The following is a 26,807-nucleotide window of genomic DNA, read 5'->3' as shown; positions in this document are numbered from 1 at the left end:
TGCAAAGATTTTATATAATTTTTATTTAAACTATTTTAGATGTCTTGAAAGTTACCGTTCATACTACTATTTGCGGGCTGATGCACTTATTTACACTACATGAGTATTAAAAAAGAGATTACCATCTATGATATTGCTAAAGCGTTAAATTACTCACCCTCTACGATTTCACGAGCTTTAAACAACAATCGTAGTATAAGTAAGAAGACGGTAAAGATCATACAAGATGCAGCTAAAGAGATGGGCTATCGTCCTAATTCATTAGCCGCAAGTCTGCGCAATAATCGCAGTAATACAATAGGTATCATGATCTCTCGCATCAACAGACCGTTTATTTCTTCATTGATTAGTGGGGTAGAAGAACGAGCCAGAAAGGCGGGCTATAATGTGATTATTAGTCAAAGCAACGATAAATACGAGAATGAGATCAATAATGCCAAAGCGCTTTATGATAGCAGAATAAGTGGTCTTGTAGTTTCACTTGCTATGGAAACTACAGATTATGGGCATTTTCAGCAATTTGTAGATCAGGGTATTCCTATTGTATTTGTAGACAGGGTTCCTGAAAATTTCACATCCTACAGAGTTATAATAGACAATTATTCTTCAGGATATATGGCGACCAAGCACCTTATAGAGCAGGGTTGCAAGCGCATAGCACATTTTGCCGGTGCGCAACACCGCAATGTTTATGAGGAGCGGAAGAAAGGTTATATAGAAGCTCTAACCGAATATGGTTTGCCTATAGAAGAAGATCTTATTGTTGAATTTGAAACTTTAAGTTTTGAAGAGGGTAAAAAGGCCACAAAAACACTCCTGAAGATGAAAAATCCGCCAGATGGTATATTTTCTTCAAACGACACCGCAGCGGTTAGTGCAATTATGTATGCTAAAAAACATGGAGTAAGAATACCTCAGGATCTTGCGATCATTGGGTTTAATGATGATCCTATCGCATCTATTGTTGATCCCGGACTATCAACTGTTACTCATCCTGCTACTAAAATGGGCAATATTTCTGCGTCAAGAGTTTTAGAACATTCTACAGAAACCTATGATGAGAGCATATCTGAAGTGACCATTCTCAATACAAAACTGGTAATTAGAGAATCGTCTCAAAGAATTCCCTGTTTAGAAACCAAAAAAGTGGGGCAACCAAAGGCTTAATTCCGGAAACAAGCTAATTAAAATTAAAGAGACAAGCATGGCTGCGAAAAGTGGTAACAAAGGCTTGATCACTTTTTGAATGGAAGTTTTACCTACGCTCACACCTATAAATAATACCGCACCTACGGGTGGAGTACATAAACCAATACAAAGGTTAAGTACCATTATAATCCCAAAATGAACGGGATCAATGCCTAGAGCAGTGACTACGGGAAGAAATATAGGAGTGAAGATTAAAACCGCCGGTGTCATATCCATAAAAATGCCTACAAAAAGCAAAATCAGGTTTATAAGTACTAAAACCATTATTTTATTATCGCTTAAGCTAAGCAAGGCATCTGTTACCGTCTGCGGAATATTCTCATAAGACATGACCCACGACATCGCAATAGACATGGCAATAAGCAGCATTACAATAGCAATTGTTGCAGATGATTCTACGAGTATGGGTTTAATATCTTTTATTTTGATTTCCTTATAGAGAAATGCAAGAATAAAACAATACAGAACGGCTACAGAAGAGGCTTCGGTTGCGGTAAATATTCCGGCTACTATTCCACCAATAATAACGATTAATAGAAATAAACTGGGGACTGCCCCTATAAATGATTTTGCGATGGTTCTAAAATTACTGCGTTGTGCGGTTGGGTACCCTTTCTTTTTCGCCCAGATGTAAGCGACAAGCATAAGCATAAATCCGGTTAATAACCCCGGAATATAGCCGGCTAAAAATAGTGCCCCTATACTTACTCCGCCGCTGGCAAGTGAATAAATTATAAAAATATTACTGGGAGGAATCAACAATCCGGTGGTTGCTGAGGTAACGTTTACGGCCACACCATAGTTTTTGTCGTAGCCCTCGTCTTCCATCTGATCAGACATGAAGCTTCCTATGGCTGCCGCTGCTGCACCTGCAGATCCTGCAATTGCGCCAAAAAGCATTGCAGCTACAATATTTACATGTGCGAGGCCACCAGGAAGCGAGCCCACCAGAGCTTTGGCAAATTCTATAAGCCGTTTAGCTATTCCGCCTTTATTCATAATATGACCCGCCAGAATAAAAAATGGTATCGCTAAAAGCGAAAAACTATCTAATCCTGTAATAACACGTTGTGCCACTGTAGTTAAAGCAGGTATGGTTTTGACGCTTATTAAAATAGTAAGCAAACCTGAAATACCTATGCTCCATGCAACTGGAACCCGTAAGGCTATAAGGATTACAAAGGCGAGAACGAGTATGGTAATTTCCATTAAATTATTTATTGGGAGTGCTTAAATAGTGATAAAGGTCATTTAATCTGTAGTAGATTATACAAGCCCCTGCAATAGGAAAAACGAGGTAGATGTAACCCATAGAAATGTCTAGAGCCGCAGATGCCTGGCCAAGTATAAATGATATATATACGTAGCGGATACCACCCACGATGAAAACAGCGGTAACAAAAATTACTACTAAAGAGGCGATAAATATTTCTAGTTTTCTCTTGTTTTTAGGATTGAGGTATTGAGGTAAAAGATCTATAGCAATATGCAGGTTTCTGCCTGAGGCGTATGCTGCTCCCAAAATTCCTACCCAAATAAGGAAGAAACGCGCCAACTCATCTGTCCATGAACTTTGACTGCCAAAAGCATAGCGAGTCAAAACACCCCAGAGTACAACCAGTGTCATCGAGCCAAGTAGAACTGCCAGCACCCATTCTAGAATTTTATCGAGTTTAGATCGCATTACTTAACTTCTTTAATTTCTTCAACCAGATCATACAATCTGGGATTCTCTGTTTTAAGATCTTCAATCATTTTTTCAGATTTTTCTTTAAACAATTCCTTGTCTGGATATGTAACATGAACGCCAGCTTTTTTTATAGCGTCAAGTGCCTCAATTTCTGATTCGTGCCACAATTTGCGTTCGTAAACAGTAGCATCTGCCACAGCATCAGTCAGCCATTTTCTTTCATCAGCATTTAGATCTTTCCAGATTATTGTGCTTATCACCAGAATATCAGGGATTGCAGTATGCTCATTCAGCGTTAAATATTTACAGACTTCATAATGTTTTGAGGTGTAAAAACTGGGCAAATTATTCTCAGCCCCATCCACAACTCCTTGTTGTAGTCCTGTATATAATTCTCCCCATGAAATAGGAGTAGGAGCACCACCAAAACTTTTAACGAGGTTAATAGCTGTGGGACTTTGCATCACTCTTATTTTTAGCCCTTCAAGATCAGAAGGTTTATCAATTTCAGTGTTTTTCGTGTAGAATGAGCGATTTCCGGCATCAAAATAGGTAAGTCCGCGTAGCCAGTACTCTTCTCCTTCAAGTAACAATTTTTGACCTATCGGTCCATCATAGACTTTAAATCGATGCTCGTTATCCCTAAAAAGATAAGGATAGCCAAAAACCTTTAAATCAGGCGAAAAGTTCTCCATAACCGCGGCTGAAACTTTGGTCATCCCCAAACTGCCTATTTGCAGCAGTTCAAGACATTGTCTTTCAGAGCCTAACTGACTATTAGGATATATTTCAATTTGTAATTTTCCATCTGAATTTTCAGCCACTCGATCTGCCAGATAAACCATTGCTTCATGCACAGGGTGATTAGTGCTTAAGCTGTGTGCTAACTTAATCGTTTTCGTATCGGTAGCTTTTTCACAGGAAAAAAGCAGCAATAATATACATGGAATCAAGAAGAACTTTAATCTCATGCCTTCTTGATCTCTTTTATGATAGCGAGGACCTCTTTTGTTTTTTCAGTAAGAGATGCGTAATCGGCATTGTTGACTATTTCTTTGGTAATTAGCTGAGACCCTAAGCCCACACAGGTTACACCAGCTTTAAACCAATCTGTTAAATTTTCTTTAGTTGCATTTACACCTCCTGTAGGCATAATTTTAGTCCATGGTTGAGGTGCTTTTACAGCTTTTACGAACTCAGGTCCATAAATAGCTCCCGGGAACAATTTTACGATTTCACAACCCAATTCTTCTGCTGTGGCAATTTCAGTTAAGGAGCCACATCCCGGAGCCCAAAGTATTTTTTTGCGGTTACAAACCCTGGCAATGTCTTCCCTGAAAACCGGAGTAACTATAAATTGAGCGCCCATGTTCATATACAAGGATGCAGTAGCGGCATCTGTAACAGACCCTACCCCTAATATCATTTCAGGACATTCCTGAGCGCAATAGGTGCTTAATTTATGAAACACATCTTGGGCAAAAAGCCCTCTGTGCGTAAATTCTAATAGCCGGGCACCGCCATCATAACAGGCCTTCACCACTTTTTTTGCAATTTCAGCATCAGCATGGTAGAAAAGAGGCACAAACCCAATTTCTTCCATCTTTAAAGCAACTTCTATTCTTGTATATTCCATAATTCTGCTAATAACCAGCTATTATTTTATTCAATTTATCTTTTAACTAACCCGCCCAGATCTCCGTCTGTAAGATTTTCTACTTCTTCTACAGAAGCAAGATTTGCGTCACCGTAAATGGTGTGTTTTAAAGCAGATGCAGCCACTGCAAAATCAAGTGCTTTATGATCATCATCAAGCGCGATCAACCCATAGATCAAGCCTGCCATAAAGCTATCTCCCGCGCCTATACGATCTACAATATCAGTTATATCATAAACCGTTGAATGTAATAACTCCTCTTTTTTATTATAAAGAACAGCAGACCATTTATTATGTGTGGCACTAATCATTTCGCGATGCGTGATCGCAACATATTTTAATTTCGGGAACCTGCTTTCAAGTTGTTGTGCGAGTGATTGATGTACATGTGAGTGAATAGGTTTGATACCAAAATATTGAGCGCAGGCATATTCTCCAGCTAAAACAACATCGCATTTGGCTATCATGGGTTCCATAATTTCCTGCGGACTCTTATCATACTTCCACAAATTGGCTCTGTAATTGAAATCTGTAGAAATGGTTAAGCCCATTTTTTCTGCAACTTCAATAGCTTCAGAGCAAACTTCTGCCGCAGAATTTGAAATACCAGCCGTAATCCCAGACCAGTGAAACCACTGCGCATCTGCAAATACTTCTTCCCAATTAATCATTCCTTTTTCAATGGTTGTCATTGCCGAAAACTGCCTGTCATAAACAACGCTGCTTCCGCGTAAGCCGGCGCCTACTTCAATAAAATAAAGACCTAAGCGATCCCCGCCATAAACTATATTTTCTGAAGAAACACCATATTTGTGTATTTCCATCACGGCGCTTTTGGCTAATTTGTTTTCCGGTAAACGTGTTACGAAATCTACAGGCAAACCAAAATTTGCAAGTGAGATGGCAACGTTTAATTCGCTGCCGCCATAAACTGCAGAGAAAGTATCTGCCTGACTTAAACGAAGATTATCAGGAGGTGACAAACGAAGGAGAACCTCACCAAATGTTACAACTTTTTTTAATTTCTTACCGGAAGTGCTAGATGACATTATTTAATTGTTTCGAAATAATATTGGGAAATTTAAGATATTCTTTGGCATTTTTATAACAAATGTCTTCAACAATCTTCCCAAACCATTTCATATCTTTTGGTAGAATTCCTTTTTCTATGTCATTTCCTAAGATATTACACAAAATACGCCTGTAATATTCATGACGCGGGTAAGACACAAAACTACGACTGTCAGTCAGCATTCCTATGCTGCAACTTAAAAGTCCCATGTTAGAAAGTGCGTTTATCTGGTCTGTAATGCCATCTTTTTGATCTAAAAACCACCAGGCTGCGCCAAACTGAACTTTTCCCTTTATATTTTCACCGCTGAAATTACCCGCCATTGTGGCGAAAACCTCATTGTCTACGGGATTTGAATTGTAGAGGATGGTTTTCGGTAAACTGCCGTTGTTATTCAGATTGTTAAGAAATTGAGCCAATTGTTCCGCTTGCTGAAAGTCGCCAATACTGTCTACACCTGCGTTTATTCCTATTTTTTCCAGTAATGCCTTGTTGGTATCGCGTATAGGGCCAAGGTGCAATTGCATTGCCCAGTCTTTTTCGGCATAAAAGCAGCCTAAATAGTATAAAATCGCCGATTTATACTTAAAAATCTCCTTTTTTGACAGGTTTTTCTCCTCGATTCTGTCTTTTAAAATGCTGTTTATTTCTTCCTCTGTAAAAGATTCTCCATAAGCATGTGGTAAACCGTGATCTGAAAGTCGGCAGCCATGTTCATGAAAATAATCAACACGCTTTTTGATGGCGGCCTTAAGCGATTCTACATCTGTGATCTCAATATCTGTAATCTGTGAAAGGGTAGAAAGATAATCTGTAAAGTCAACTTTTTCGATGAAAATCAGGCTGTCTGGTCTAAAAGTGGGGAAAACCTGTACATCAGTGTCAGACTCTGCTATTTTTTTATGATGAGCCAGATCATCCAGTGGATCGTCTGTGGTACACACTACCTTTACGTTCATTTGTTTTATGAGTCCGCGGGCAGAGAATTCAGGCTTTTGCAATAAGCTGTTGCAATGCTCATAAATAGCAGAAGCGTTCTCCGGAGTCAAAATTTCGTCAACATTAAAATACCGTTTTAGTTCCAGTTGATTCCAGTGAAAAAGTGGATTGCGCATGGTATACGGAATGGTATACGACCATTTATCAAACTTTTCTTTATCAGAACTTTTTCCGGTAATGAATTTTTCGGGAACACCCAGACTGCGCATCGCACGCCATTTATAATGATCGCCTTCTATCCAGAGTTTCGTCATATTTTCAAACTTCCGGTCATTTGCGATCTCATCCGGAGGAAGGTGGCAATGGTAATCTATAATAGGTTGTTGTTTGGCAAAATCATGATATAATGCTTTGGCGGTTTCATTTTCCAAAAGAAAATCATCATGAATAAAACTTGTCGTCTCCATCATCTTTAAGTATAAGTGCTTATTGCAATTTAAGGGTTGTTTCGGCCATTTTTGGCGCTCCCAGGTCAAAACTTCTGGGCATGGGGCTTGACCCGCCAATGTAAATTTTAAAATCCCCGTTTTCCAGAACACGCTCCCCGTCTTTATTGACCAGCTCGAGCATTTGCGGCGTGATCTTAAAAGAAACTTCCTGAGCAGCTCCGGGTTCTAACGTAATACGTTTGGTTCCGTACAATTGAAAGTTGGGTACATCTACCGAAGCTTTTACATCGGTAACATACAATTGTACCACTTCATCTCCCTTTGTTTTGCCGGTATTTGTAACAGTAACCTTTACAGTTGGCGTTTCGTCTTTTGAAAATGTGGTTGTAGAGACTTCAGGCTGTGAATAAGAAAATGTCGTGTAGCTCAATCCATAGCCAAACGGGTAAAGCGGCTCTGCATTCATATATTTATAGGTTCTGCCTTTCATGGTGTAATCTTCATAGGCAGGCAATTGATCTAAAGATTTTGGAAATGTAATAGGTAGTCTGCCTGATGGCGAAATATCACCAAAGAGAATATCTGCCACTGCAGTACCGCCTTCTTCACCGGGATACCACACTAAAAGAACGGCATCTGCCAGTTCATCTATTTTGGCTAAATTCATTGGGCTGCCGCCTGTAACCACTGCGATGACAGGTTTATCTCCGGCAGCATTACGTAGTTTTTGCAGGTAATCAATTTGATTCTGCGGAATATTATAATCAAGACGATCACCAAAAGTAGCTGATGACAGTGATTCTCCTTCTTCACCTTCCAGTAGGCTTGAAATTCCTAATACTGCAATTGTAGCATCGCTGTTCCCGGCATTTCCTGAAGCCCAGTCGATAGGATTTACAGCATCGCGATCAAGTAGTGCGCCAATGCGATATTGCAACTGGCTTGCCGGGTCAACTTTTGCGGCAATACCTTCTAGTACAGTTACGAGCTTAGGATTGACACCGTAATAATTACCCAATAAAATATCTGTATTTGCAGCATTTGGGCCGGTTACAAAGTATTTAGATAAATCCTTTTTAAGCGGAAGCGTGCCGTTATTCTTTAATAAGACAATTCCTTTTTGTGCTACTTCTTTAGCAAGAGCTCTGTGCTCATCACTATTAACCACATCGCCAGAAATATTATCATACGGGTTGCTTCCGGCAGGATCAAATAAACCAAGTTTAAATCTTGTGCGCAGTAAAATCGCAAGTTCTTTGTCTATCTTTTCTTCGGTAATAAAGCCTTTTTCTACAGCTTCCGGCAGCGCAGGATAAGTATCACCACAGTTTAGACTAACGCCGCTGTTTACGGCAAGTGCTGCTGCTTCAGCTTTTGTTTGCACAGTACCGTGGCCATTTTCCTGATTGTACAGATCTTGTATAGCTCCGCAATCGCTAAGTACATGCCCTTTAAAATTCCATTTGTCTCTTAATACATCAGAGATCAAATATTTGTTTGCGCAACAAGGTTCGCCATTTGTGCTGTTATACGCGCACATAACAGCCTCTACATGCGCATCTTCTATCAGGGCTTCAAAAGCTGGCAGATAAGTTTCCCACATGTCCTTTTTAGAAGCCACGGCATCAAACTCATGACGCAACTTTTCAGGACCGCTATGTACCGCAAAATGTTTCGCGCAAGCGGCAGTTTTTAAATATTTATCATTGTCGCCCTGTAAGCCTTTTACAAACGAAGTACCTAAAATAGAAGTGAGGTAAGGATCTTCGCCGTAAGTTTCCTGACCGCGTCCCCAACGTGGATCACGGAATATATTAATATTAGGCGTCCAGAATGTGAGTCCGCCGTATTGCTTATGATAACCTTTCGCTTTAGCGGCATTATGCATAGCGCGTGCCTCATCTGAAATTGCTGACGAAACCCTGAACGCAAGATCACTGTCAAAAGTGGCGCCTAAGCCTATTGCCTGAGGAAAAACCGTTGCGATACCACCGCGGCCTACACCGTGTAAAGCCTCATTCCAGTAACTGTAAGGCGGAATTCCCAACCGTTCAATCGCCGGTGTGTTATGCGTCATTTGCATCGCTTTCTCTTCTAAAGAAAGACGCGAGATAAGATCGTTCACCCGCTCATCTATTGAAAGCGAAGTGTCGTAAAACGGAAAGTCGGGTGCTGAGGTATTTGTTGAAAAATTATAGGCTAGATCACCTTTTTCCGATTGTTTTTTTGTGTCGCAGGATAGTAGGAGAAGAAAACTTCCTAACAGACAGAATAGTGTTTTTTTCATATATATTTAGGTTGATACAAGCTGATTTTTGCTAAACGATAATCAAATGTCACATAATTTGACAACAAATGCAATCGATTGCGTTGATATTTTGTTGAGGTTAGCTATATTTGGTTAATTATTGGATAATAAAGGCCGATTTTTGGCATTTTTCACCCGATTTTTCAATCGATTTCGAAATTTAAAAAGTTTAATTTGAAACAAAGACATTTAATATTCTCGGTTTTTGCCTACTTCTTTGTGATTGCGGCTGGTTTTGCTTCTAATGGTTATAATCTGTGGTTGCGATATGCACCTATTGATAATGAAAAAGTAGCGACTCAGTATCGACAACAATTTGAGTCGGTTTATTTTAATGATGGCAATGCAACAATTGCAATCGCACAGGATGAATTGAAACGTGGACTGGCAGGAATGCTGGGTGCAGATTTCGCTTTAAGCGAAAAATTCTCTGCAGATAACACTACTGTAATTGCAACGGTCGGGAGTTTAAATGAAACTCTTGCTGAAGCTGTAAAAAGCCAACTTGAAAACTTGGGAAAAGATGGCTTTATAATAAGGACACTTAAACAAAACGGAAAAAATACGCTTCTCGTTACCGCAAACAACGATCTGGGGATTTTGTACGGGACGTTCAGGTTATTGATGTTTATGCAGGAAAATCGGGATTTATCTGCCATAAACCTCGCTGACGCGCCAAAAATCGACCTGCGCGTTTTAAATCACTGGGATAATCTGGATAGAACGGTAGAGCGCGGTTATGCCGGTTTTTCGATTTGGGACTGGCATAAACTCCCTGAATATATCGATCAGCGTTACATAGATTACGCACGTGCCAATGCCTCAATAGGAATTAACGGAACGGTGCTAACCAACGTAAATGCAAATGCGCTGGTGCTTACGCCGCAGTATCTGAAAAAAGTAAAGGCATTAGCAGATGTTTTTCGCCCGTATGGCATAAAGGTTTATTTAACAGCACGCTTTTCGGCACCCCTTGAAATAGGCGGTTTAAAAACAGCAGATCCACTTGATGCTGATGTGCAAAACTGGTGGAAAGAAAAGACAAAAGAAATTTATGAATATGTGCCGGATTTCGGCGGATTTCTGGTAAAAGCCAATTCAGAAGGCCAACCGGGGCCACAAAATTACAACCGCACACATGTAGATGGCGCAAATATGCTGGCAGATGCGGTTAAGCCTTTCGGCGGAATTGTGATGTGGCGAGCTTTCGTTTATTCAGAACATGATCCTACAGATCGTGCAAAACAGGCGTATAGCGAGTTTGTGCCTTTTGATGGGAAATTTCGTGACAACGTATTAATTCAGGTCAAGAATGGGGCGATAGATTTTCAGCCGCGTGAACCGTTTCATCCTATGTTTGGCGCAATGCCAAAAACTAACCTGATGATGGAATTTCAAATCACTCAGGAATATTTAGGTCAAAGTACAAATCTGGTCTTTTTGCCAAAGCTTTTTGAAGAAGTTCTTGAAGCAGATACCTACAGAAAAGGAAAAGGCTCAACAGTAGCAAAAGTAATTGACGGCTCGCTTGACAATAAGAAAATTACAGGTATGGCCGGTGTGGCTAATATTGGGACAGATATCAACTGGACGGGGCATATTTTTGGCCAATCTAACTGGTACGGCTTTGGAAGACTCGCTTGGGATCCTGAAATGAGCTCAGAAAAAATAGCAGATGAATGGCTGCGCGCAACTTTTTCTAATAAAGAGGAGTTTGTAAAACCTATGGAAGATATGTTGATAAAATCCCGAGAAGCTGTGGTTAATTATATGACTCCGTTAGGACTACATCATATCATGAATACCGGGCATCATTACGGGCCGGGACCTTGGGTGAGTAATCTGTCACGACCAGAATGGAATCCTGTTTATTATCATAAAGCTGATAGCCTGGGAATAGGTTTTGACCGTTCTAAAACCGGAAGCAAAGCCACCGCCCAATATTCCGCAGAAGTCGCTAAACAATTTGATGATCCTAAAACTACGCCTGAAAATCTATTGTTATGGTTTCATCATTTACCATGGGATTATAAACTGAAAAACGGCGAAACCTTATGGAACGGAATTGCAAATAAATACCAGCAGGGAGTAGAAGAGGTAGAGCAGATGAAAAAAACCTGGAGCGAAATGAAACCTTATGTAGATACGCAGCGTTTTGAAGAAGTGAGCATGCTGCTCGATATTCAATTAAAAGAAGCGAAATGGTGGCGTGATGCGTGCTTGTTGTATTTTCAGCAATATTCAGGAATGTCTTTACCAGAAGGAGTTGAAAAACCGGCTCATGATCTGGAATATTACGAGTCTTTAAAATTTCCGTTTTCACCGGGAATACGACCACAATGGGATTAAAAACAACTAACTAAAATTATATAATGACGAAAATAGCTATAGTAACCGGCGGGAATTCTGGACTTGGTTACGCAACTGCTAAAAAATTCTGCGATAACGATTATAAAACCTATGTGATAGGTCGCAGTAAAGAGAAGACTTTAACAGCTTGTCAGGAAATGGGTCCTAATGCGATACCTGTACTTTTTGATCTTACAGATTTGGAAGCAATTCCTGAGATGGTGCACAAAATTGCAGAAGCCGAAGGGCAGATAGATGTGCTTGTAAACAATGCGGGCATCAACATGAAGAAGGAGTTTACCGAAGTTACAAATGATGATTTCACCAAGATCATTCATACAAATATTACCAGTGTTTTTGTGATAAGCCGAGAGGTGGTTAAAATCATGAAAGACAACGGCGGTGGTAGCATTGTGAATATCAGTTCTATGGCTGCGCAATATGGTATACCAAAAGTGATAGCCTATTCTGCCAGCAAAACTGCGATAGAGGGTATGACCCGGTCTATGGCTGTAGATCTTGCGCAATATGACATCCGCGTGAACTGTGTGGCTCCGGGATTTATCAAAACACCTATGACAGCAACCGCTTTAGACAGCGATCCTGATCGTAAAAACAAAGTATTTTCAAGAACACCTATGGGTAAAATGGGTGAGCCGGAAGATATTGCAGATGCGGTTTATTATCTCGCTTCAAGCGAAGCTAAATTTACTACAGGTATTGTAATGCCAGTAGACGGCGGTAACAGTATTGGTTTTTAAAACGAAAATAGTATGATTAAGATGCAGCAAACCATGCGGTGGTTTGGTCCTCAGGATACGATCAAGTTAAAAGATATCAGACAAGCGGGTGTGACCGGTATTGTCACGGCGCTCCACCAGATTCCTGTGGGTGAAGTCTGGACGGTTGAGGACATAAAAGAACGGCAACAAGTTATTAATGATGCAGGGATGGAGTGGACTGTGATAGAAAGTCTGCCGGTGCATGAAGATATAAAACGAGGCCTGGGAGATTATAAAAAGTACATTGAGAATTATAAGATCAGCCTGCAAAATATCGCTGAATGTGGCTTAAAAGTGGTGACCTATAATTTTATGCCCATTCTGGACTGGGTGCGTACGCACCACGCACATCTTAATCCTGATGGTACAAAAGCGCTGCTTTATAATCCTAAAGCATTCATCTACTTTGATGTGTTTTTGCTCAAGCGTCCCAATGCTGAGAATGATTATTCTGATAAGCAGAAGAACGAAGCTCTAGCCTACGGCGAAAAATTATCACAGGAAGAAAAGGAAAAGCTGTTTAGAAATGTGCTTTTAGGATTGCCCGGCAGTACGGTGAATTTTACGGCAGAAGAGATTTTGGATTTGCTCGATAATTACAAGGATATCAATGATGATAAGCTACGCGAAAATCTAATTTATTTCCTTTCTGAAGTTGCTCCTGTAGCTGAAGAATTGGGCGTAAAACTCGCTATTCATCCTGATGATCCGCCGTTTTCGGTTTTAGGTTTGCCACGAGTTGTGTGTACAGAAGAAGATCTTAAAAAAATCTTTGAAGCAGTGCCTGTAAATGCCAACGGACTCTGTTATTGTACAGGTTCATTAGGTGCACAACCTGAAAATAACCTGACACGAGTGATCGATAATTATGGTGATCGTATTCATTTTCTGCATTTACGTAATGTAAAACGGGAAAATGATGGCATTTTTCGGGAATCTGAGCACTTAAATGGCGATAATCCTATGGAGGCTGTGGTAGAAAAACTCATTCTGCTTATGCAGGAAAGAAATATTGGCCTGCCTATGCGACCCGATCACGGATTCCTTTTTAGTATGGAAGGTGATAAGGAGCAGTATCCCGGCTATTCGTTAATTGGTCGTCTTAAAGGACTTGCAGAAATACGCGGACTAGAATTAGGTCTCTCTTACAAACTCTATGCTTAACCCTGATTCCTGTGATTAGTCCTAATATTTTTTTGGTAATGTTGAACTTGTTTCAACATCACATCTTCAGTCTGATGACTAATAAATTATCTGGTGAGATCCTGCAATACCATCAGGGTGACGTTGGATTAAAGAACTTTTAAAGACATCTATAATAATGCATAATCAATCTTAACCATCATGAAAAAAAATATTTTAAAAAGCGTTCTGGTTCTTCTTCTTTTTGGAGGGACAATATATAGCTGTAAAAATGCCACAGATAAAGCTGAAGTAAAAGATGAGTCTGTTGCTGAAAACAAAGGTTTAAAAGATTACTACAAAGATTATTTCCCTGTAGGAGTTGCGGTTTCGCCCCGAGCTTTAAAAGATTCCGCAGAAGCCAACTTGATCAAAACCCAGTTTAAAAGCATGACACCTGAAAATGTGATGAAAATGGGACCTATTCACCCCGAGCAGAATAGGTATAATTGGGGTCCGGCAGATGCGATAGTAGACTTTGCGCAAGAAAATGATATGATTATGCGCGGTCATGCTTTAGTTTGGCATCAACAGTATCCGGACTGGTTCTTTAAAGATGCAGACGGAAATCAAATAAGCAAAGACACGCTTTTTGCACGAATGAAAACACATATCACAGATGTGATGACTCGTTATAAAGGTAAGATCTATGCTTATGATGTGGTTAATGAAGCAGTTTCAGATGATTCTAATTTCGTTTATCGCCAGGAATCGCCGTATTACCAGATTGCCGGTGAGGAGTATCTGGCCAAAGCTTTTGAATATGCGCATGAGGCAGATCCCGATGCAAAATTATTTTACAACGACTACAACGCGGTTCGTCCTGAAAAAGCAGAGCGTATATATACGTTAGTCAAAAAACTGGTTGATGCAGGTGTTCCCATAAATGGAGTAGGTATTCAGGCGCATTGGTCGATTTTTGAACCAAGCGAGCAGGAATTACGTACTGCAATGGATAAATATGCGTCTTTAGGTCTAGACGTACAGATAACAGAATTAGATGTATCTCTTTATAAGTGGGAGAAAGAACGCAGAGAATTGAGAGAAGATGAAAGTGATGAATTTACTCCCGAGTTAGAACAAAAACAGGTAGATCAATACGCTATGTTCTTTAAAGTTTTTAGGGATTACAAAGACACGTTGACCGGTGTGACTTTCTGGAATATTTCAGATAGATATTCTTGGTTAGACACCTATCCTGTGAATGGTAGAAAGAACTATCCGTTACTGTTTGATGAAAATCAGCAGCCTAAAAAAGCCTTTTATGAGGTTGTAGAATTTAAAGAATAAAAAGAAATTTTAATATCCGTAATAAGTCTTGAGTCTATCGTCACCTTGTCCCGAAAGCTTTCGGGATTATTTCAAGGTCTCATCATCATTGATTTAATAGCAGGATGAGATGCTGAAACAAGTTCAGCATGACAAAAGGAGAATTATTACTAACAACTGATAATCAGAAAAGAAATATCGCTATGAAATTCCGTTTACTCAACCTTTTCGTTTTAACCGTTACTTTTCTTACAACATCGGCTTCTTTCGCCCAAAAAGTGAATGAAAATTATGTGACCGAAGAAATTTCGCCGGAGAACTTTCCTTTAATTTCACAAGATAAAGTGGCATCACTCTTAGTTAGCGATTCAGATTTCCCCGGCGTTCTAAGGGTCGCAGGACATTTACAAACGGATATCGAAAAAGTAAGTGGCAAAAAACCAGAGTTAATTATTGGAGAATCTGCTAAAGGAACCGTAGTTATTATTGGGACTTTGGGAAAAAGCACATTGATTGATAAGCTGGCAAAAGATGGCAAAATTGACGAAAGTGCTTTAGATGGAAAATGGGAGAAATTTACTACTCAGGTAGTAGAAAATCCTATGGATGGTGTCGAGAAAGCTTTGGTTATTGCGGGAAGTGATAAACGCGGAACCATTTATGGCATGTACGATCTTTCTGAGCAAATCGGCGTTTCGCCTTGGTATTACTGGGCAGATGTTCCGGTAAAAAAACATAGCGAACTTGATGTGCTGCCAGGAATTCACACTGCAGGAGAGCCTAAAGTAAAGTACAGAGGAATTTTCTTAAATGATGAAGCTCCGGCGCTTTCGGGCTGGGCATTTGAGAAATTTGGCGGATTTAATGCCAAATTTTACGATCATGTTTTTGAATTGATCCTGCGTCTAAAAGGCAATTATTTGTGGCCCGCAATGTGGGGCAGAATGTTCTACGTAGATGATCCTGAAAATCCCAAACTTGCTGATGAATATGGTATTGTAATGGGAACTTCGCATCACGAACCTTTAACCAGAGCTCATGCCGAGTGGGAACATTTTGGTGAGGGAGCATGGGATTTCTCCAAAAACGCTGAGAATCTTAAAGAATTCTGGACAGAAGGCATGCAGCGTAAAGGAGATACAGAAGCCATAGTAACCGTTGGTATGCGCGGAGATGGCGATGAGCCCATGACACAGGGAACAGCTATTGGTTTACTTGAAGATATAGTTAAAAATCAGCGTGAAATAATCGCAGATGTAACGGGGAAACCCGCAGAAGAAACTCCGCAAATGTGGGCGCTGTACAAAGAAGTTCAGGATTATTATGATCAGGGAATGCGTGTGCCAGATGATGTTACGCTTTTACTTTGTGATGACAACTGGGGCAACATACGCAAATTGCCGGAGCTTGATGCCGCACCACGTGAAGGCGGTTACGGTATCTATTATCATTTTGATTATGTAGGTGGACCTCGAAATTATAAATGGATCAATACGAACCAAATTGAAAGAACGTGGGAGCAAATGCATCTCGCATATGAATTTGGAGCTAATGAAGTCTGGATAGTGAATGTGGGCGATCTAAAACCTATGGAATTCCCTATTTCCTTTTTTCTGGATTATGCCTGGGACCCTGAAGCTATAGACACTTCAAACTTGCAGGATTATTATACAAAATGGGCAGCAAAAACGTTTGATGACAATTTTACTGAGGAAATCGCCGATATTTTAAGAAAATACACCAAATATAATGCAAGACGTAAACCTGAACTCATCGATGCTTCAACCTTTAGTTTGACCAATTACAATGAAGCAAATAGAGTTGTTGAAGAATATAATAGCCTTGCGGCGAAAGCCCAAAAAATAAACGACCAACTTCCGGCAGAATTTAAAGATGCTTATTATGAGTTGGTTTTATTTCCGGTTTTGGCAAGTGCAAATTTGAACGAAATGTATGTAGCTGCCGCGAAAAATAAATGGTATGCAGAGCAGGGGAGAGCAGCGACAAACGAATATGCAGATAAGGTGAAAGAACTTTTTGATAAGGATGCTGAACTGGCCGACTATTATCACACCGAGTTAGCTGATGGAAAGTGGAACCATATGATGTCTCAGACGCACATTGGTTATACGTATTGGCAGCAACCCGAAAACAATAATATTCCGGAAACTGAAACCATTGAACTTCCAGAGGAAGCATCTTTGGGTGTTGCTGTAGATGGTTCAGAAAAGTGGTGGCCTAATGCAGAAGGAGAAGCTGTGTTACCGACTTTCTATTCATTTGATGATTCGGTTTATAACCTGACGGTTTTTAATCGCGGGAAAGAATCGCTTAAATACACTATAAAATCGGATGTAAACTGGCTGATTTTACCAGATAAAAATCAGGTAATTTCTACCGAAAAACCGGTAAAAGTAAGTGTAAATTGGAAAAAAGCGCCAAAAGGAAAGAACAGTGCAACAATCACTGTTTCTTCAGGAAAGCAGGAAGTTTCAGTTACGGTCAATATCGTCAACGGTGTTGCTGATGACGCTAAAGGTTTCGCAGAAATGAATGGCTATATTTCGCTTGAAGCGGCCGATTTTTCATCTAAAAAGACCGATAATGACTTCAATTGGGGGGTTATTGATAATCTAGGTAAAACCGGTTCTGGAGTTACGCCAATGCCTGTATTTGTAGGTCCACAGGAAATAACTGATAGTTCGCCAAGATTAGAATATAATGTTCATTTAGAATCTAAAGGTGAAGTAAAAGTTTACGCTTATTTTTCTCCTACAATTAATTATACAACCCGCGACGGACTTAAATATGGGATTGGTTTTGACGATGAAGAGGCGCAGATAGTTAATCTGAATAAAGATAGTTCTGACGCAAACTGGAATCAATCTGTTGCAAACAATATTAAAGTAATTACATCAACACATACACTTTCAGAGGCTGGCAATCATGTATTAAAATATTACATGGTAGACAGTGGTGTTGTTCTTCAGAAAATAGTGATTGAAACAGGAGATCTCAAGCAAACTTACTTAGGTCTGCCAGAAAGTCCTAAAGTAAAATAACAGGATATAAATTATTCCTTTCCGGTTAGTTAATTGGGAACTTACCAAGGTCACATAAAAAACCTGTCAGCTTAATGCTGACAGGTTTTTTACTTAAAAGGTACTTCTAATAATTCGTATAGAAAATCCGATTTTTTACATGCTAAAGGGGATTTTTACCAATTTTGTCCGGATTTTTGGGAAGCACCTTTGAATAATATTCATATATAAAAAGAATAAATTCATTAATCCTTATTCAGTTCTACTCTAAAAGGTGATGCCGGTAATCCTTCTTTATTGTAGAGATTAGGATTGTCAGGATTATCTGCCCAAGCATAGCGTATATATTTTGGGTCTTTAATTTCATCGCTCCACACAACTACATGGTCTCCTTCTATTTTGGCTTTCGCCCAAACAAAATTCTTATCGGCGCCAGCTATGGCAAATTCGTTTAAAGTTTCACCGTCGTCAGTCACAAGTCCGCTCCCAACATGAGAAAATGAAAGAGATACTTTACCATCTTGTATTGTGTAATCTTCATACAAAGGCCCAGAATACACAACATCTTCATTATAGGCTAGTTTTAAAGCTGCCAACGCCATACGATCACCTACATCTTTTTTGTTTAGCGGATGAATATCATTCCATTCTCCTAAATCAATATTTACAGTCATTGCTGTGTTAGGTTCGTTAAGTGCTTTCAGTTGTGCTTCCCGTAGCTCAGCCCAATTGCTTTCAGTGGGCAGATAAGACACATCCATATAATTAGGAAGTTGGGCATAGATAAACGGAATTTCAGGAGCCTTGAAAACCTTTCGCCAGCTTTCAATAAGTGATTCCATATAGGCTTCATAAGTCTCAGGATGGCCTGAATTACTCTCTCCCTGATACCATAAAATTCCTTTGAAGGGATATTGTGTATACGGAGCTACCATCCCATTAAAAAGAGCCGTAGGTTCATTTTGTGGATTTATCCTGCGGGTTTGATTACCCTGAGAGGCGGCTGCATAATCAAAAGGTTTAAAAACTTCACCTACTTTATACTGCCAGTAACCCTTAAGATCTACCGTATCTTTATCTGTAAAAATGTAGTAGGGCTTGTCAGGTACAAATCCGCCTTTACCATAATTGTTAGTTACTCTAATAGCAAATGTGTTTTTTCCTGCTTTGAGTAGATTGGCTGATACATCATACCTTCTTTGTGGGTATTGATAAGTAGTATTCCCTACTTTTTCACCGTTAATGTAAAGCTCATCGGCATCAACAATTCGTCCTAAGAAGACAGTAGCCTCTTTGCCTGCCATATCTTTTGGTAACTCGATCTCTTTACGAAACCAAACCACACCATTCAGGTCTTTGGCACCCTGATCTTCCCAATATCCCGGAATATTGATACGTCGCCAATCTTTAGGTAAAAAATCGACATCATACCATTTCTTATCTCCTATTAACCCTTTATCCTTAGGTTGTGCCGAAGCATCATTAGAAGGATTATTTTGCAACTGGTTATTAACAAAAGCGGTGTCCTGATTTTCTTTGATTATCTTTTCAACATCAGGAAATTTTTTAAAACCTTCCTTCGGTATCCATGCTTCTATGGGCGTTCCGCCTACGCTGGCATTGATAAGCCCAATGGGGATATGGTATTTTTCGTAGACTTTTTTAGCAAAGAAATATGCTACTGCAGAAAAAGGTCGTACTTCATCGCCTACAGCTTTTTGCCATTCACCTCCTTCAAGCTGCGGCTGTGGACCATCAAGTACAGGAGTGGTTGGGATTTTAAAATGTCTGATCTGGGGATTATTAACGGTAGCGATCTCATTAGCATAGGTAACATCATGAATATCCATCTGGTGCACCATGTTAGATTGCCCGGAACAAAGCCAGACATCCCCTATTAAAATGTCTTTTACTTCTATGGTATTAGTTCCTGAAACGGTCATATTATAAGGACCACCGGCTTTCATTTTAGGAAGTTCTACATTCCATTTTCCGTCTGAAGATGCTATGGTCTTATATTTTTTTCCATTAAATGTTATGGTAATCTTTTCATTAGCGTCTGCCCAGCCCCAAACGGGTAGTTTTCTATCTCGTTGCAAAACCATGCCGTCGCTAATCAATTTTGGTAACCTGACTTCAGCAATTGATGTAGCTGTTGTTAGGAGCAGTAAAACTGCCGTTATAAATGCCTGAATACTTCTCATTGAGTCCTGAGTTTATAATTAAAATAATTTAATGTTTTTATGTCTTTTTATAAGATATGATACTAACTGATTCAAAGAAAAAAGGTTCCCCAATTTATGAGGAACCTTTGTATTATTTGTTAATCCCAACGGGATATATCCCCCTTGTTCTTAATTTTAATTGTATCCTGGATTCTGATAATTAGCTATGTCACCTTCCATACCATCAAGTTGACCTTGTGGGATGGGACGTAGATAAAGATAAGGTTGAATATCCCGATTTACTGTCTGGGGAGTGTGATCTCCATAATTACTGCCTCCAATTGTATAAGTGGAAGCTAACTCTTCCCACTTTTGTGTTCGTACAAGGTCAAACCAGCGATAACCTTCTCCATAATATTCGCGAGAGCGTTCAGCAAGAATATACTCTATGTCAATTGTTGCAGGTGTAGCGGCCATCATTTCAGCACTGTTATCTTCTAACTTCTCTTCATTGCCATTGTTATCCCAGCGCCATACTCCTGCACGTGCTCGGATCACGTTTACTAAATCTCTAGCGCTTTCTGCTCCTTGCGCACCTTTTACCTTAGCTTCTGCGGCTATAAAATATAGCTCAGAAAATTTAGCAATATTAAAAGGACGAGTACTAGCAGCATTAGGCTGACCTAAACCATCACCATCATTTGTGCGATATGGCCCCAATTTCCAAAGTCCTGGATATACGATTCTGCTTATTCCGCTAGGTGCGATAACAAAATCTGACCTGCCGGGAAGCACACCTGCACCTATATTGCTATCACTACCACCATTAGGATAATCTATACTGCCTGATGGCTCTTCATCGAGGAATGTAAGAATGGCATCACCCGGATTAACTTCTAAAAGGTTTGCATTATATAAAGGTCCTTCAATTCCTGCTTTATCCCAATTACCTCTGTAAACTGTAGTAAAAGTACCATCGTATCTAGAGTCATTTGTTTTATCTGCAAAAGTATTAGTCACCGCTTCAATTGTAGGGCACATACGCGTCCATGGTCTTCCTAAATGTTGCTCTGCCTCACGTTGTACAGAACTAATAGATTCCCATGAAGAGTTTGATGAGCTGCTTCTTATGTTTGTATAATTCCAAGTCATCATCCAACCGGCGAAGTTATCAGGAGCACCGCCATTACTATAAGTAAGGCTTCCTCCATTGTAAAATTCACTCGTTTCTGTATGATCTGCAAAAAGAAGAATCTCATTATTACGATCATTTTCTGCCAGGTTTACGTCATAATATGTTTCCTGTAGACCAAAGGGACCGGGATTAGCAATTGCTGTAGTAGCAATATCATAAGCTTGTTGATAATACCATTGTGGGTCATGACTGTCTGGGTCTGTTCTGGGAGCTTCTGGATAAGTAGGAATGTTATCAGGATTTTGTAACCACCAGCCATAAGTAAGATACGCTTTAGCAAGATAAAGACGAGCCACTGTTTTAGTCACCCCGCCTACTACTCTAGGTTCATCATTAAGGTCATTAACTGCAGCTAACAGGTCTGGGAAAATAGCTCTCGTATAAACTTCAGGAACAGTATTGCGCTCAGATGATCGTACTGGATTTGTATTAAATTGTAATTCTCCGGCACCCAAATCTAAAGGAACACCACCAAAGGTCTGCACAAGAATAAAGTAATCAAATGCTCTAAAGAAACGGGCTTCTGCAATCAAAGCATCTGAAATTGTACCTACCTCTGTAGCGTTTTCAATAATTCCACTGGCTGTATTAATGTTAGGAAAAGCAGCACCCCACAAGGCATCAGAGCGACTACTTGTAGAGGTTATATCTCCTTGTCCAGACATATCCATTACCTGGAAATTCTGGTCGGCACTTTGAGCATAAGTTACCTCATCTGTACCAGTCTCTGTGGTATTATAGTAATACGCCTGGCCATAAATATATCGTAAGTGAGCATATAGAGAAGTTAAACCACCATATACACCTTGTTCAGTTTTAAAATAACTGGGCTCGTAAATACTTCTGGGTTGTTCATCTAAAATATCAGAGCAACTCATTAATGACATGGTCATGATGACTGTGCCAAGTATGATATTAAAATAATTTCTTTTCATCGCTGTTTTTTAAAATGTTAAGTTAATTCCAAGAAGGAAGTTGCGGGTTGAAGGTGTATTAGTACCTATGGTTAGCAACCTTCTGTTGTAACTAGTAGTAACTGCAGCATTCTCATCTCCATAAGAGTTAGGTTCAGGATCCATTCCTGATTCTCTGTTATAAGGTGAGAAAAGCACAAATGCATTTTGAACTGTAGTATAAAGTCTAAATCTGTCTACACCCAGTTTTTCAAGAAATTCATCCTCAAAATTGTAACCGAGCGTAATAGTTCTAATCTTTAGGAATGAACCATCAAAATAACCTAGAGTTGAGCCATATTTAGGATTGTCTCCGCTTTTTATTCCTGCAGGATTAGGATAATCTGCACTCGTATTTTGAGGTGTCCAGTAATCTACATCTACATTTCCTCTACGGCCGCTCAGCATATTTAAATAACCTGAAGAACCGTATAAAGTGCTTATCAGGATTCCTCCGCTTTGAAATGCTCCTACTGCAGTTAGATCAAAATTCTTATAAGCTAATCTGGTATTAAAACCTCCCTGAAAATCTGGATTAGTGTCTTGTATTTGTCTATCGTCTGGACCTATTGCTCTTACAGGAGTGCCATCATCATTGTATTCTCCTGTGTACTTCACTTTAATAGAACCTAACACAGTACCTTGATCAGTAGCGCCATAAGGACCAGGTTCAAGAATATCCTGATAAGGATCACCTTCCTGCCATAATCCTATTTTTTCATAATCATAGATCACATTAACAGGGTGGCCTACAAACCAACCATTTGCTTCATCCCGTTCTTGTCCTGAAGAGAGAGAAACCAGTTCATTGCGGTTTGCATATAGGTTAAATCCTGCTTCCCAGGTAAACCCATCTGGATTGTCTATAATGACACCATTAAGAGAAACTTCTACACCTTTATTCTGGGTCTCACCAATATTTGCTGTATAACTCCCAACACCTGCGGTACTAGGAAGACTTACTCCAAGTAAGATATCATTAGTATTGGTTTTATAATATTCTACAGTACCTGAAAGGCGATTATTAAAAAAGCCGAAATCAATACCAAAGTTCCATGTAGTTGAGTATTCCCAGCCCAATTCAGAGTTAGGCAGTTCAGTCACATAATAGCCTGTTTGATAATTTTCATCACCAAAGTTATAGGGTCTCGTACCCAGGCGACCTAAAGTTGCATAAGGAGCAATTGCCTGGTTAGATGTTTCACCATATCCTGCACGTAGTTTTAATTGATTAAGCCATTCAACCGGCTCCATAAAAGATTCGTTCTTAATGTTCCACCCTACAGAAGCAGCAGGATAGGTATTCCATTTATAACCTTCAGCAAGACGAGAAGATCCATCTGTACGCAAGGTTGCCGTGAAAAGATATCTGTCATCATAAGAATAAATGGCTCTTCCCATAACAGACATTAAGCCGTATTTTTGATACACCTGTGTATCAGGATTAATAGATATCTCACCATTAGCCTGTCCTAAATTGTAATACTGAAAAGCATCTGATGGGATATCACGTGCAACAATAGAAGATCTGTTATAATTTGTTTCTTCTGCAGAGAATAAGCCTACAACATTAAGGCTGTGTTTCTCTGCGAAAGTACGATCGTAAGTAATTAAATTCTCAATTAACCATCGTGTTTGTTGTGAATTACCAATTGAAGCTACAGATTGTGTATCTGGCTGAGCACTAAAAACGCCTTCACCTGTATATTCACCATCATTAGACACATTAAAATTAAGACCAAGATTGGTGCGAAATTTTAATCCCTCTACACCTGGTATAGCGATCTCAGCATACATACTGTTGTATGAACCGAATGATTTTGTGTGATCAACCCAACGGTCACCAAGACTCTTTACAGATTCTCTTGTATATACCCATTGATCGTCTAAAGGCATTCTAATAACCCTTTTTAAAGTTCCGTCTTCATTATAAGGGTCTGCAAGAGGCGAACTGCTAAGAACTCCATACAATCCTAAATTATTCCCATTGCTAATTGAATAGTTATTGTTAGTGCTAAAACCAATACGAATATTCTCTCCTATTTGCTGGTCCAAAGCGCCTCTTAATGATATACGTTGATAGTCTTGATCTGGTATAACAGCCTCTTCCTTATAATAAGCTAGCCCAAAGTTATAGTTGCCTGTTTCACCGCCTCCTGAAACACCCATATCATGGTTCATAATTAAACCAGGAGCGTAAAACATACCTTGCCAATCTGTATTTACATCGCGAGATTCATCAGTACCATCATTAGGGTATAGACCTGCTGCATCTCGAAGGGCAGCGAGTTGTGAACCATTCATCATAGGGTATTCAGAAAATGTGGTAGCAAGTCCTGAAAAACTGTTATATGTAAATTGTGCAGTTTGACCTTTTTGTCCTCTATTAGTAGTAATTAAAACAACGCCATTAGCTCCCCGTGATCCATAAATAGCGGTAGCAGAAGCATCTTTTAAAATATCTATACTTTTTATGTCATTAGGACTAATATCACTTATAGATCCAGAAAAAGGAATACCATCCAGAACAATAAGCGGGTCATTACTTGCTGTAAGAGAGCGTACACCCCGTATACGTATTTGTCTTGTAGAACCCGGTTTTGATGAAGATCGTGAAAGTTCTACCCCGGGTAAACGTCCTTGCAAAGCTTCAGACACGTTAGCAGAAGGCACTTCACGTATCTCATCACCTTTTATAGATGCTACAGATCCTGTAACAGATTCTTTACGCTGTGTACCATAACCTACTACAACGATTTCGGCTAGAGACTCAGCATCAGCGGCCATAGTCACATTAAATGTAGACTGACTATTTACCGGTATTTCCTGAGTTGCAAAACCTACAAAACTAAATTGTAATACACCATCTGAAGGCACATTTGATAAGGTAAAATTACCATCAAAATCGGTTGCTGTACCATTGCTTGTTCCCTTGAGTAACACAGTTACTCCGGGCAGGGGTCCCATTTCATCAGAAACGGTACCATTAACAGTTCCATTTTGAGAATAGGCCGGAAAGGCTAAAGCACAAAACAGAACAAAAAAGAAAAGCTTTTTAAGCTTTAAATGTTGTTCATTGAGTAAATGATTGATCATTTTGTTAATTTTTTTGATTTAAAGATGCCTGGCAGGCGAATTCTTAAAAAGAACAGCCATTTTTTTTTGATGTCATAAAAATACACAAATTATAATATGATGCAATCGATTGCGTAAAAAAAATGCTAATTTATTGTGAATTTAACTTTTAACGGTGTCACTTTATTATGTTAAAATGCTATAAATCAGATAATTAAATATTAAATTAATTTTAAGAAAACGATTGATTTTTTTTTGAATAACTTAGCGATGCGCAAATGAGTGTTCATATGCGCTTTTCTATATATTTGATTCTTAATTTAATAAACAAACACCAAATGATTAAATCTTACATGAAGTTAAATGCGGTAGCACTGCTCACCATTACACTTGCAACCACTACCGACTGCAAGAATAATGAGTCTTCTAAGGCGTCTGCAGAAACAGAAAATAGTGCTGTAAATGATACAATTGCTAGTGGCAATTTAAATGATGAGCCTTTAGTTACTAATATTTATACGGCAGATCCTTCAGCACACGTTTTTAACGGTAAGTTATATGTATATCCTTCTCACGATTATGAATCTGGTATACCTGAAGATGACCTTGGGAGTCACTTTGATATGAAAGATTATCATATTCTTTCTATGGATAGTGTAGGAGGTAAGGTTACAGATAATGGTGTTGGTCTAGACATTAAAGATATCTCCTGGGCGGGTCGCCAGTTATGGGCACCAGATGCTGCAGAGAAAGATGGTACATACTATTTATACTTTCCTGTAAAAGATAAAGAAGATATCTTTAGAATGGGTGTCGCTACAAGCGAAAATCCAGCAGGTCCTTTCACAGCCGAAAAAGAGCCTATTAAAGGTAGTTTTAGCATAGATCCGGCGGTTTTTGAAGATACAGATGGTGAATATTACATGTATTTTGGCGGAATTTGGGGTGGCCAATTACAACGATGGACTTCTGGAAAATATGTTAATGAAGATAAATATCCTGCAGATGACCAACCGGCATTAAGCCCAAAAATTGCAAAATTGAGTGACAATATGCTTGAGTTTGCTGAAGCTCCTAAAGATATTCAGATTCTTGATAAAGAGGGTGACCCGCTTACTACAGGTGCAAACGACAAGCGTTTTTTTGAGGCTGCATGGATGCACAAATACAACGGTACATACTACTTTTCTTATTCTACAGGTGACACGCATAATATAGTTTATGCTACAGGTGATAATCCTTATGGTCCTTTTACATATCAGGGAGTTTTATTAAAGCCGGTTTTAGGCTGGACAAATCATCACTCTGTTGTAGAATTTAACGGTAAGTGGTATTTGTTCTATCATGATAGTTCGTTATCTGGTGGTAAAACCCATTTACGTAGCGTGAAGGTAACAGAACTTCATTATAATGACGACGGCACAATTCAAACTGTTGATGCTATGGTAGAAGCAGAATAATTAAGAATATCT

General features: G+C 39.4%; 17 protein-coding genes. 7 read left to right on the top strand and 10 right to left on the bottom strand.

All coding sequences use genetic code 11. The annotated features are described in order from the left end of the window. Positions 1-99: 99 nt before the first annotated feature. On the top strand, positions 100-1,167 hold the full coding sequence (locus ACH3PA_RS03405) for a LacI family DNA-binding transcriptional regulator (RefSeq protein WP_416440341.1): 1,068 nt from the start codon (positions 100-102) through the stop codon (positions 1,165-1,167). Here the strand turns inward: ACH3PA_RS03405 and ACH3PA_RS03400 are convergent. The 7 genes from ACH3PA_RS03400 to ACH3PA_RS03370 are packed head-to-tail and all read right to left on the bottom strand — an operon-like array spanning position 1,132 to position 9,303. Then, positions 1,132-2,418: a TRAP transporter large permease gene (locus ACH3PA_RS03400; RefSeq protein WP_416440343.1), complete on the bottom strand. Its 1,287-nt coding sequence runs from the start codon at positions 2,416-2,418 to the stop codon at positions 1,132-1,134. The two genes, ACH3PA_RS03405 and ACH3PA_RS03400, sit on opposite strands and share 36 nt — an antisense overlap. 4 nt (positions 2,419-2,422) lie before the next feature. Then, the gene (locus ACH3PA_RS03395) at positions 2,423-2,893 is read right to left on the bottom strand and encodes a TRAP transporter small permease (protein ID WP_416440345.1); all 471 of its coding nucleotides are present in this window, start codon (positions 2,891-2,893) and stop codon (positions 2,423-2,425) included. Further along, a complete protein-coding gene (locus ACH3PA_RS03390) occupies positions 2,893-3,870 on the bottom strand; it encodes a TRAP transporter substrate-binding protein (protein WP_416440347.1) in 978 nt (325 codons plus the stop codon). The genes ACH3PA_RS03395 and ACH3PA_RS03390 overlap by 1 nt, the downstream gene beginning before the upstream one ends. Continuing rightward, entirely contained in the window at positions 3,867-4,538 is a 672-nt protein-coding gene (locus ACH3PA_RS03385; protein ID WP_416446673.1) for a bifunctional 4-hydroxy-2-oxoglutarate aldolase/2-dehydro-3-deoxy-phosphogluconate aldolase, read from the bottom strand. The genes ACH3PA_RS03390 and ACH3PA_RS03385 overlap by 4 nt, the downstream gene beginning before the upstream one ends. 32 nt (positions 4,539-4,570) lie before the next feature. After that, complete coding sequence (locus ACH3PA_RS03380; protein WP_416440349.1) at positions 4,571-5,605, bottom strand: PfkB family carbohydrate kinase; 1,035 nt, start codon at positions 5,603-5,605, stop codon at positions 4,571-4,573. Continuing rightward, positions 5,595-7,037 (bottom strand): glucuronate isomerase, encoded by a 1,443-nt coding sequence (gene uxaC / locus ACH3PA_RS03375; protein WP_416440351.1) that lies wholly within the window; start codon positions 7,035-7,037, stop codon positions 5,595-5,597. Before uxaC ends, ACH3PA_RS03380 begins: the two co-directional genes overlap by 11 nt. A 16-nt stretch (positions 7,038-7,053) precedes the next feature. Further along, positions 7,054-9,303, bottom strand: a complete 2,250-nt coding sequence (locus ACH3PA_RS03370) for a glycoside hydrolase family 3 C-terminal domain-containing protein (protein ID WP_416440353.1) — start codon at positions 9,301-9,303, stop codon at positions 7,054-7,056. Between the two features lie 195 nt (positions 9,304-9,498). Here ACH3PA_RS03370 and ACH3PA_RS03365 point away from each other — a divergent pair, with 195 nt between their 5' ends. The 5 genes from ACH3PA_RS03365 (at position 9,499) to ACH3PA_RS03345 (ending at position 17,968) form a co-directional block, all read left to right on the top strand. Continuing rightward, positions 9,499-11,673: an alpha-glucuronidase family glycosyl hydrolase gene (locus ACH3PA_RS03365; protein WP_416440355.1), complete on the top strand. Its 2,175-nt coding sequence runs from the start codon at positions 9,499-9,501 to the stop codon at positions 11,671-11,673. Between the two features lie 23 nt (positions 11,674-11,696). Beyond that, positions 11,697-12,434, top strand: a complete 738-nt coding sequence (locus ACH3PA_RS03360; protein WP_416440357.1) for an SDR family NAD(P)-dependent oxidoreductase — start codon at positions 11,697-11,699, stop codon at positions 12,432-12,434. A 21-nt stretch (positions 12,435-12,455) separates the two neighbouring features. After that, the gene (gene uxuA, locus ACH3PA_RS03355; protein WP_416446676.1) at positions 12,456-13,619 is read left to right on the top strand and encodes a mannonate dehydratase; all 1,164 of its coding nucleotides are present in this window, start codon (positions 12,456-12,458) and stop codon (positions 13,617-13,619) included. A gap of 180 nt (positions 13,620-13,799) precedes the next feature. Then, positions 13,800-14,927 carry an endo-1,4-beta-xylanase gene (locus ACH3PA_RS03350; RefSeq protein WP_416440359.1) on the top strand — a complete coding sequence of 376 codons (1,128 nt, stop codon included), beginning with the start codon at positions 13,800-13,802 and terminating at the stop codon, positions 14,925-14,927. Positions 14,928-15,055: 128 nt separating this feature from the next. Continuing rightward, positions 15,056-17,968: a glycosyl hydrolase 115 family protein gene (locus ACH3PA_RS03345; protein WP_416440361.1), complete on the top strand. Its 2,913-nt coding sequence runs from the start codon at positions 15,056-15,058 to the stop codon at positions 17,966-17,968. A gap of 224 nt (positions 17,969-18,192) precedes the next feature. Here ACH3PA_RS03345 and ACH3PA_RS03340 read toward each other — a convergent pair whose 3' ends face one another. The 3 genes from ACH3PA_RS03340 to ACH3PA_RS03330 all read right to left on the bottom strand — a co-directional run bounded on the left by ACH3PA_RS03340 (position 18,193) and on the right by ACH3PA_RS03330 (position 25,356). After that, positions 18,193-20,151, bottom strand: a complete 1,959-nt coding sequence (locus ACH3PA_RS03340) for a sialate O-acetylesterase (protein WP_416440363.1) — start codon at positions 20,149-20,151, stop codon at positions 18,193-18,195. A gap of 156 nt (positions 20,152-20,307) precedes the next feature. Then, positions 20,308-22,242: a RagB/SusD family nutrient uptake outer membrane protein gene (locus ACH3PA_RS03335; protein ID WP_416440365.1), complete on the bottom strand. Its 1,935-nt coding sequence runs from the start codon at positions 22,240-22,242 to the stop codon at positions 20,308-20,310. A 9-nt stretch (positions 22,243-22,251) separates the two neighbouring features. Then, positions 22,252-25,356: a SusC/RagA family TonB-linked outer membrane protein gene (locus ACH3PA_RS03330; RefSeq protein WP_416440367.1), complete on the bottom strand. Its 3,105-nt coding sequence runs from the start codon at positions 25,354-25,356 to the stop codon at positions 22,252-22,254. Between the two features lie 317 nt (positions 25,357-25,673). Between ACH3PA_RS03330 and ACH3PA_RS03325 the strand changes: the two genes are divergently transcribed. Beyond that, entirely contained in the window at positions 25,674-26,795 is a 1,122-nt protein-coding gene (locus tag ACH3PA_RS03325) for a glycoside hydrolase family 43 protein (protein WP_416440369.1), read from the top strand. Positions 26,796-26,807: the final 12 nt, after the last annotated feature.

This window comes from Leeuwenhoekiella sp. A2 (assembly GCF_047946655.1).
Classification (GTDB): domain Bacteria; phylum Bacteroidota; class Bacteroidia; order Flavobacteriales; family Flavobacteriaceae; genus Leeuwenhoekiella.
This window is presented reverse-complemented; position numbering and strand designations above follow the sequence as displayed.

Bases quoted from the DNA above. Each gene is read 5' to 3' on its own strand.
- ACH3PA_RS03390 (WP_416440347.1), bottom strand. From the start codon at position 3,870: ATGAGATTAAAGTTCTTCTTGATTCCATGTATATTATTGCTGCTTTTT.
- ACH3PA_RS03335 (WP_416440365.1), bottom strand. From the start codon at position 22,242: ATGAAAAGAAATTATTTTAATATCATACTTGGCACAGTCATCATGACC.
- ACH3PA_RS03345 (WP_416440361.1), top strand. From the start codon at position 15,056: ATGACAAAAGGAGAATTATTACTAACAACTGATAATCAGAAAAGAAAT.
- uxuA (WP_416446676.1), top strand. From the start codon at position 12,456: ATGCAGCAAACCATGCGGTGGTTTGGTCCTCAGGATACGATCAAGTTA.
- ACH3PA_RS03350 (WP_416440359.1), top strand. From the start codon at position 13,800: ATGAAAAAAAATATTTTAAAAAGCGTTCTGGTTCTTCTTCTTTTTGGA.
- ACH3PA_RS03360 (WP_416440357.1), top strand. From the start codon at position 11,697: ATGACGAAAATAGCTATAGTAACCGGCGGGAATTCTGGACTTGGTTAC.
- ACH3PA_RS03400 (WP_416440343.1), bottom strand. From the start codon at position 2,418: ATGGAAATTACCATACTCGTTCTCGCCTTTGTAATCCTTATAGCCTTA.
- ACH3PA_RS03370 (WP_416440353.1), bottom strand. From the start codon at position 9,303: ATGAAAAAAACACTATTCTGTCTGTTAGGAAGTTTTCTTCTCCTACTA.
- ACH3PA_RS03395 (WP_416440345.1), bottom strand. From the start codon at position 2,893: ATGCGATCTAAACTCGATAAAATTCTAGAATGGGTGCTGGCAGTTCTA.
- ACH3PA_RS03380 (WP_416440349.1), bottom strand. From the start codon at position 5,605: ATGTCATCTAGCACTTCCGGTAAGAAATTAAAAAAAGTTGTAACATTT.
- ACH3PA_RS03340 (WP_416440363.1), bottom strand. From the start codon at position 20,151: ATGAGAAGTATTCAGGCATTTATAACGGCAGTTTTACTGCTCCTAACA.
- ACH3PA_RS03325 (WP_416440369.1), top strand. From the start codon at position 25,674: ATGATTAAATCTTACATGAAGTTAAATGCGGTAGCACTGCTCACCATT.
- uxaC (WP_416440351.1), bottom strand. From the start codon at position 7,037: ATGATGGAGACGACAAGTTTTATTCATGATGATTTTCTTTTGGAAAAT.
- ACH3PA_RS03405 (WP_416440341.1), top strand. From the start codon at position 100: ATGAGTATTAAAAAAGAGATTACCATCTATGATATTGCTAAAGCGTTA.
- ACH3PA_RS03330 (WP_416440367.1), bottom strand. From the start codon at position 25,356: ATGATCAATCATTTACTCAATGAACAACATTTAAAGCTTAAAAAGCTT.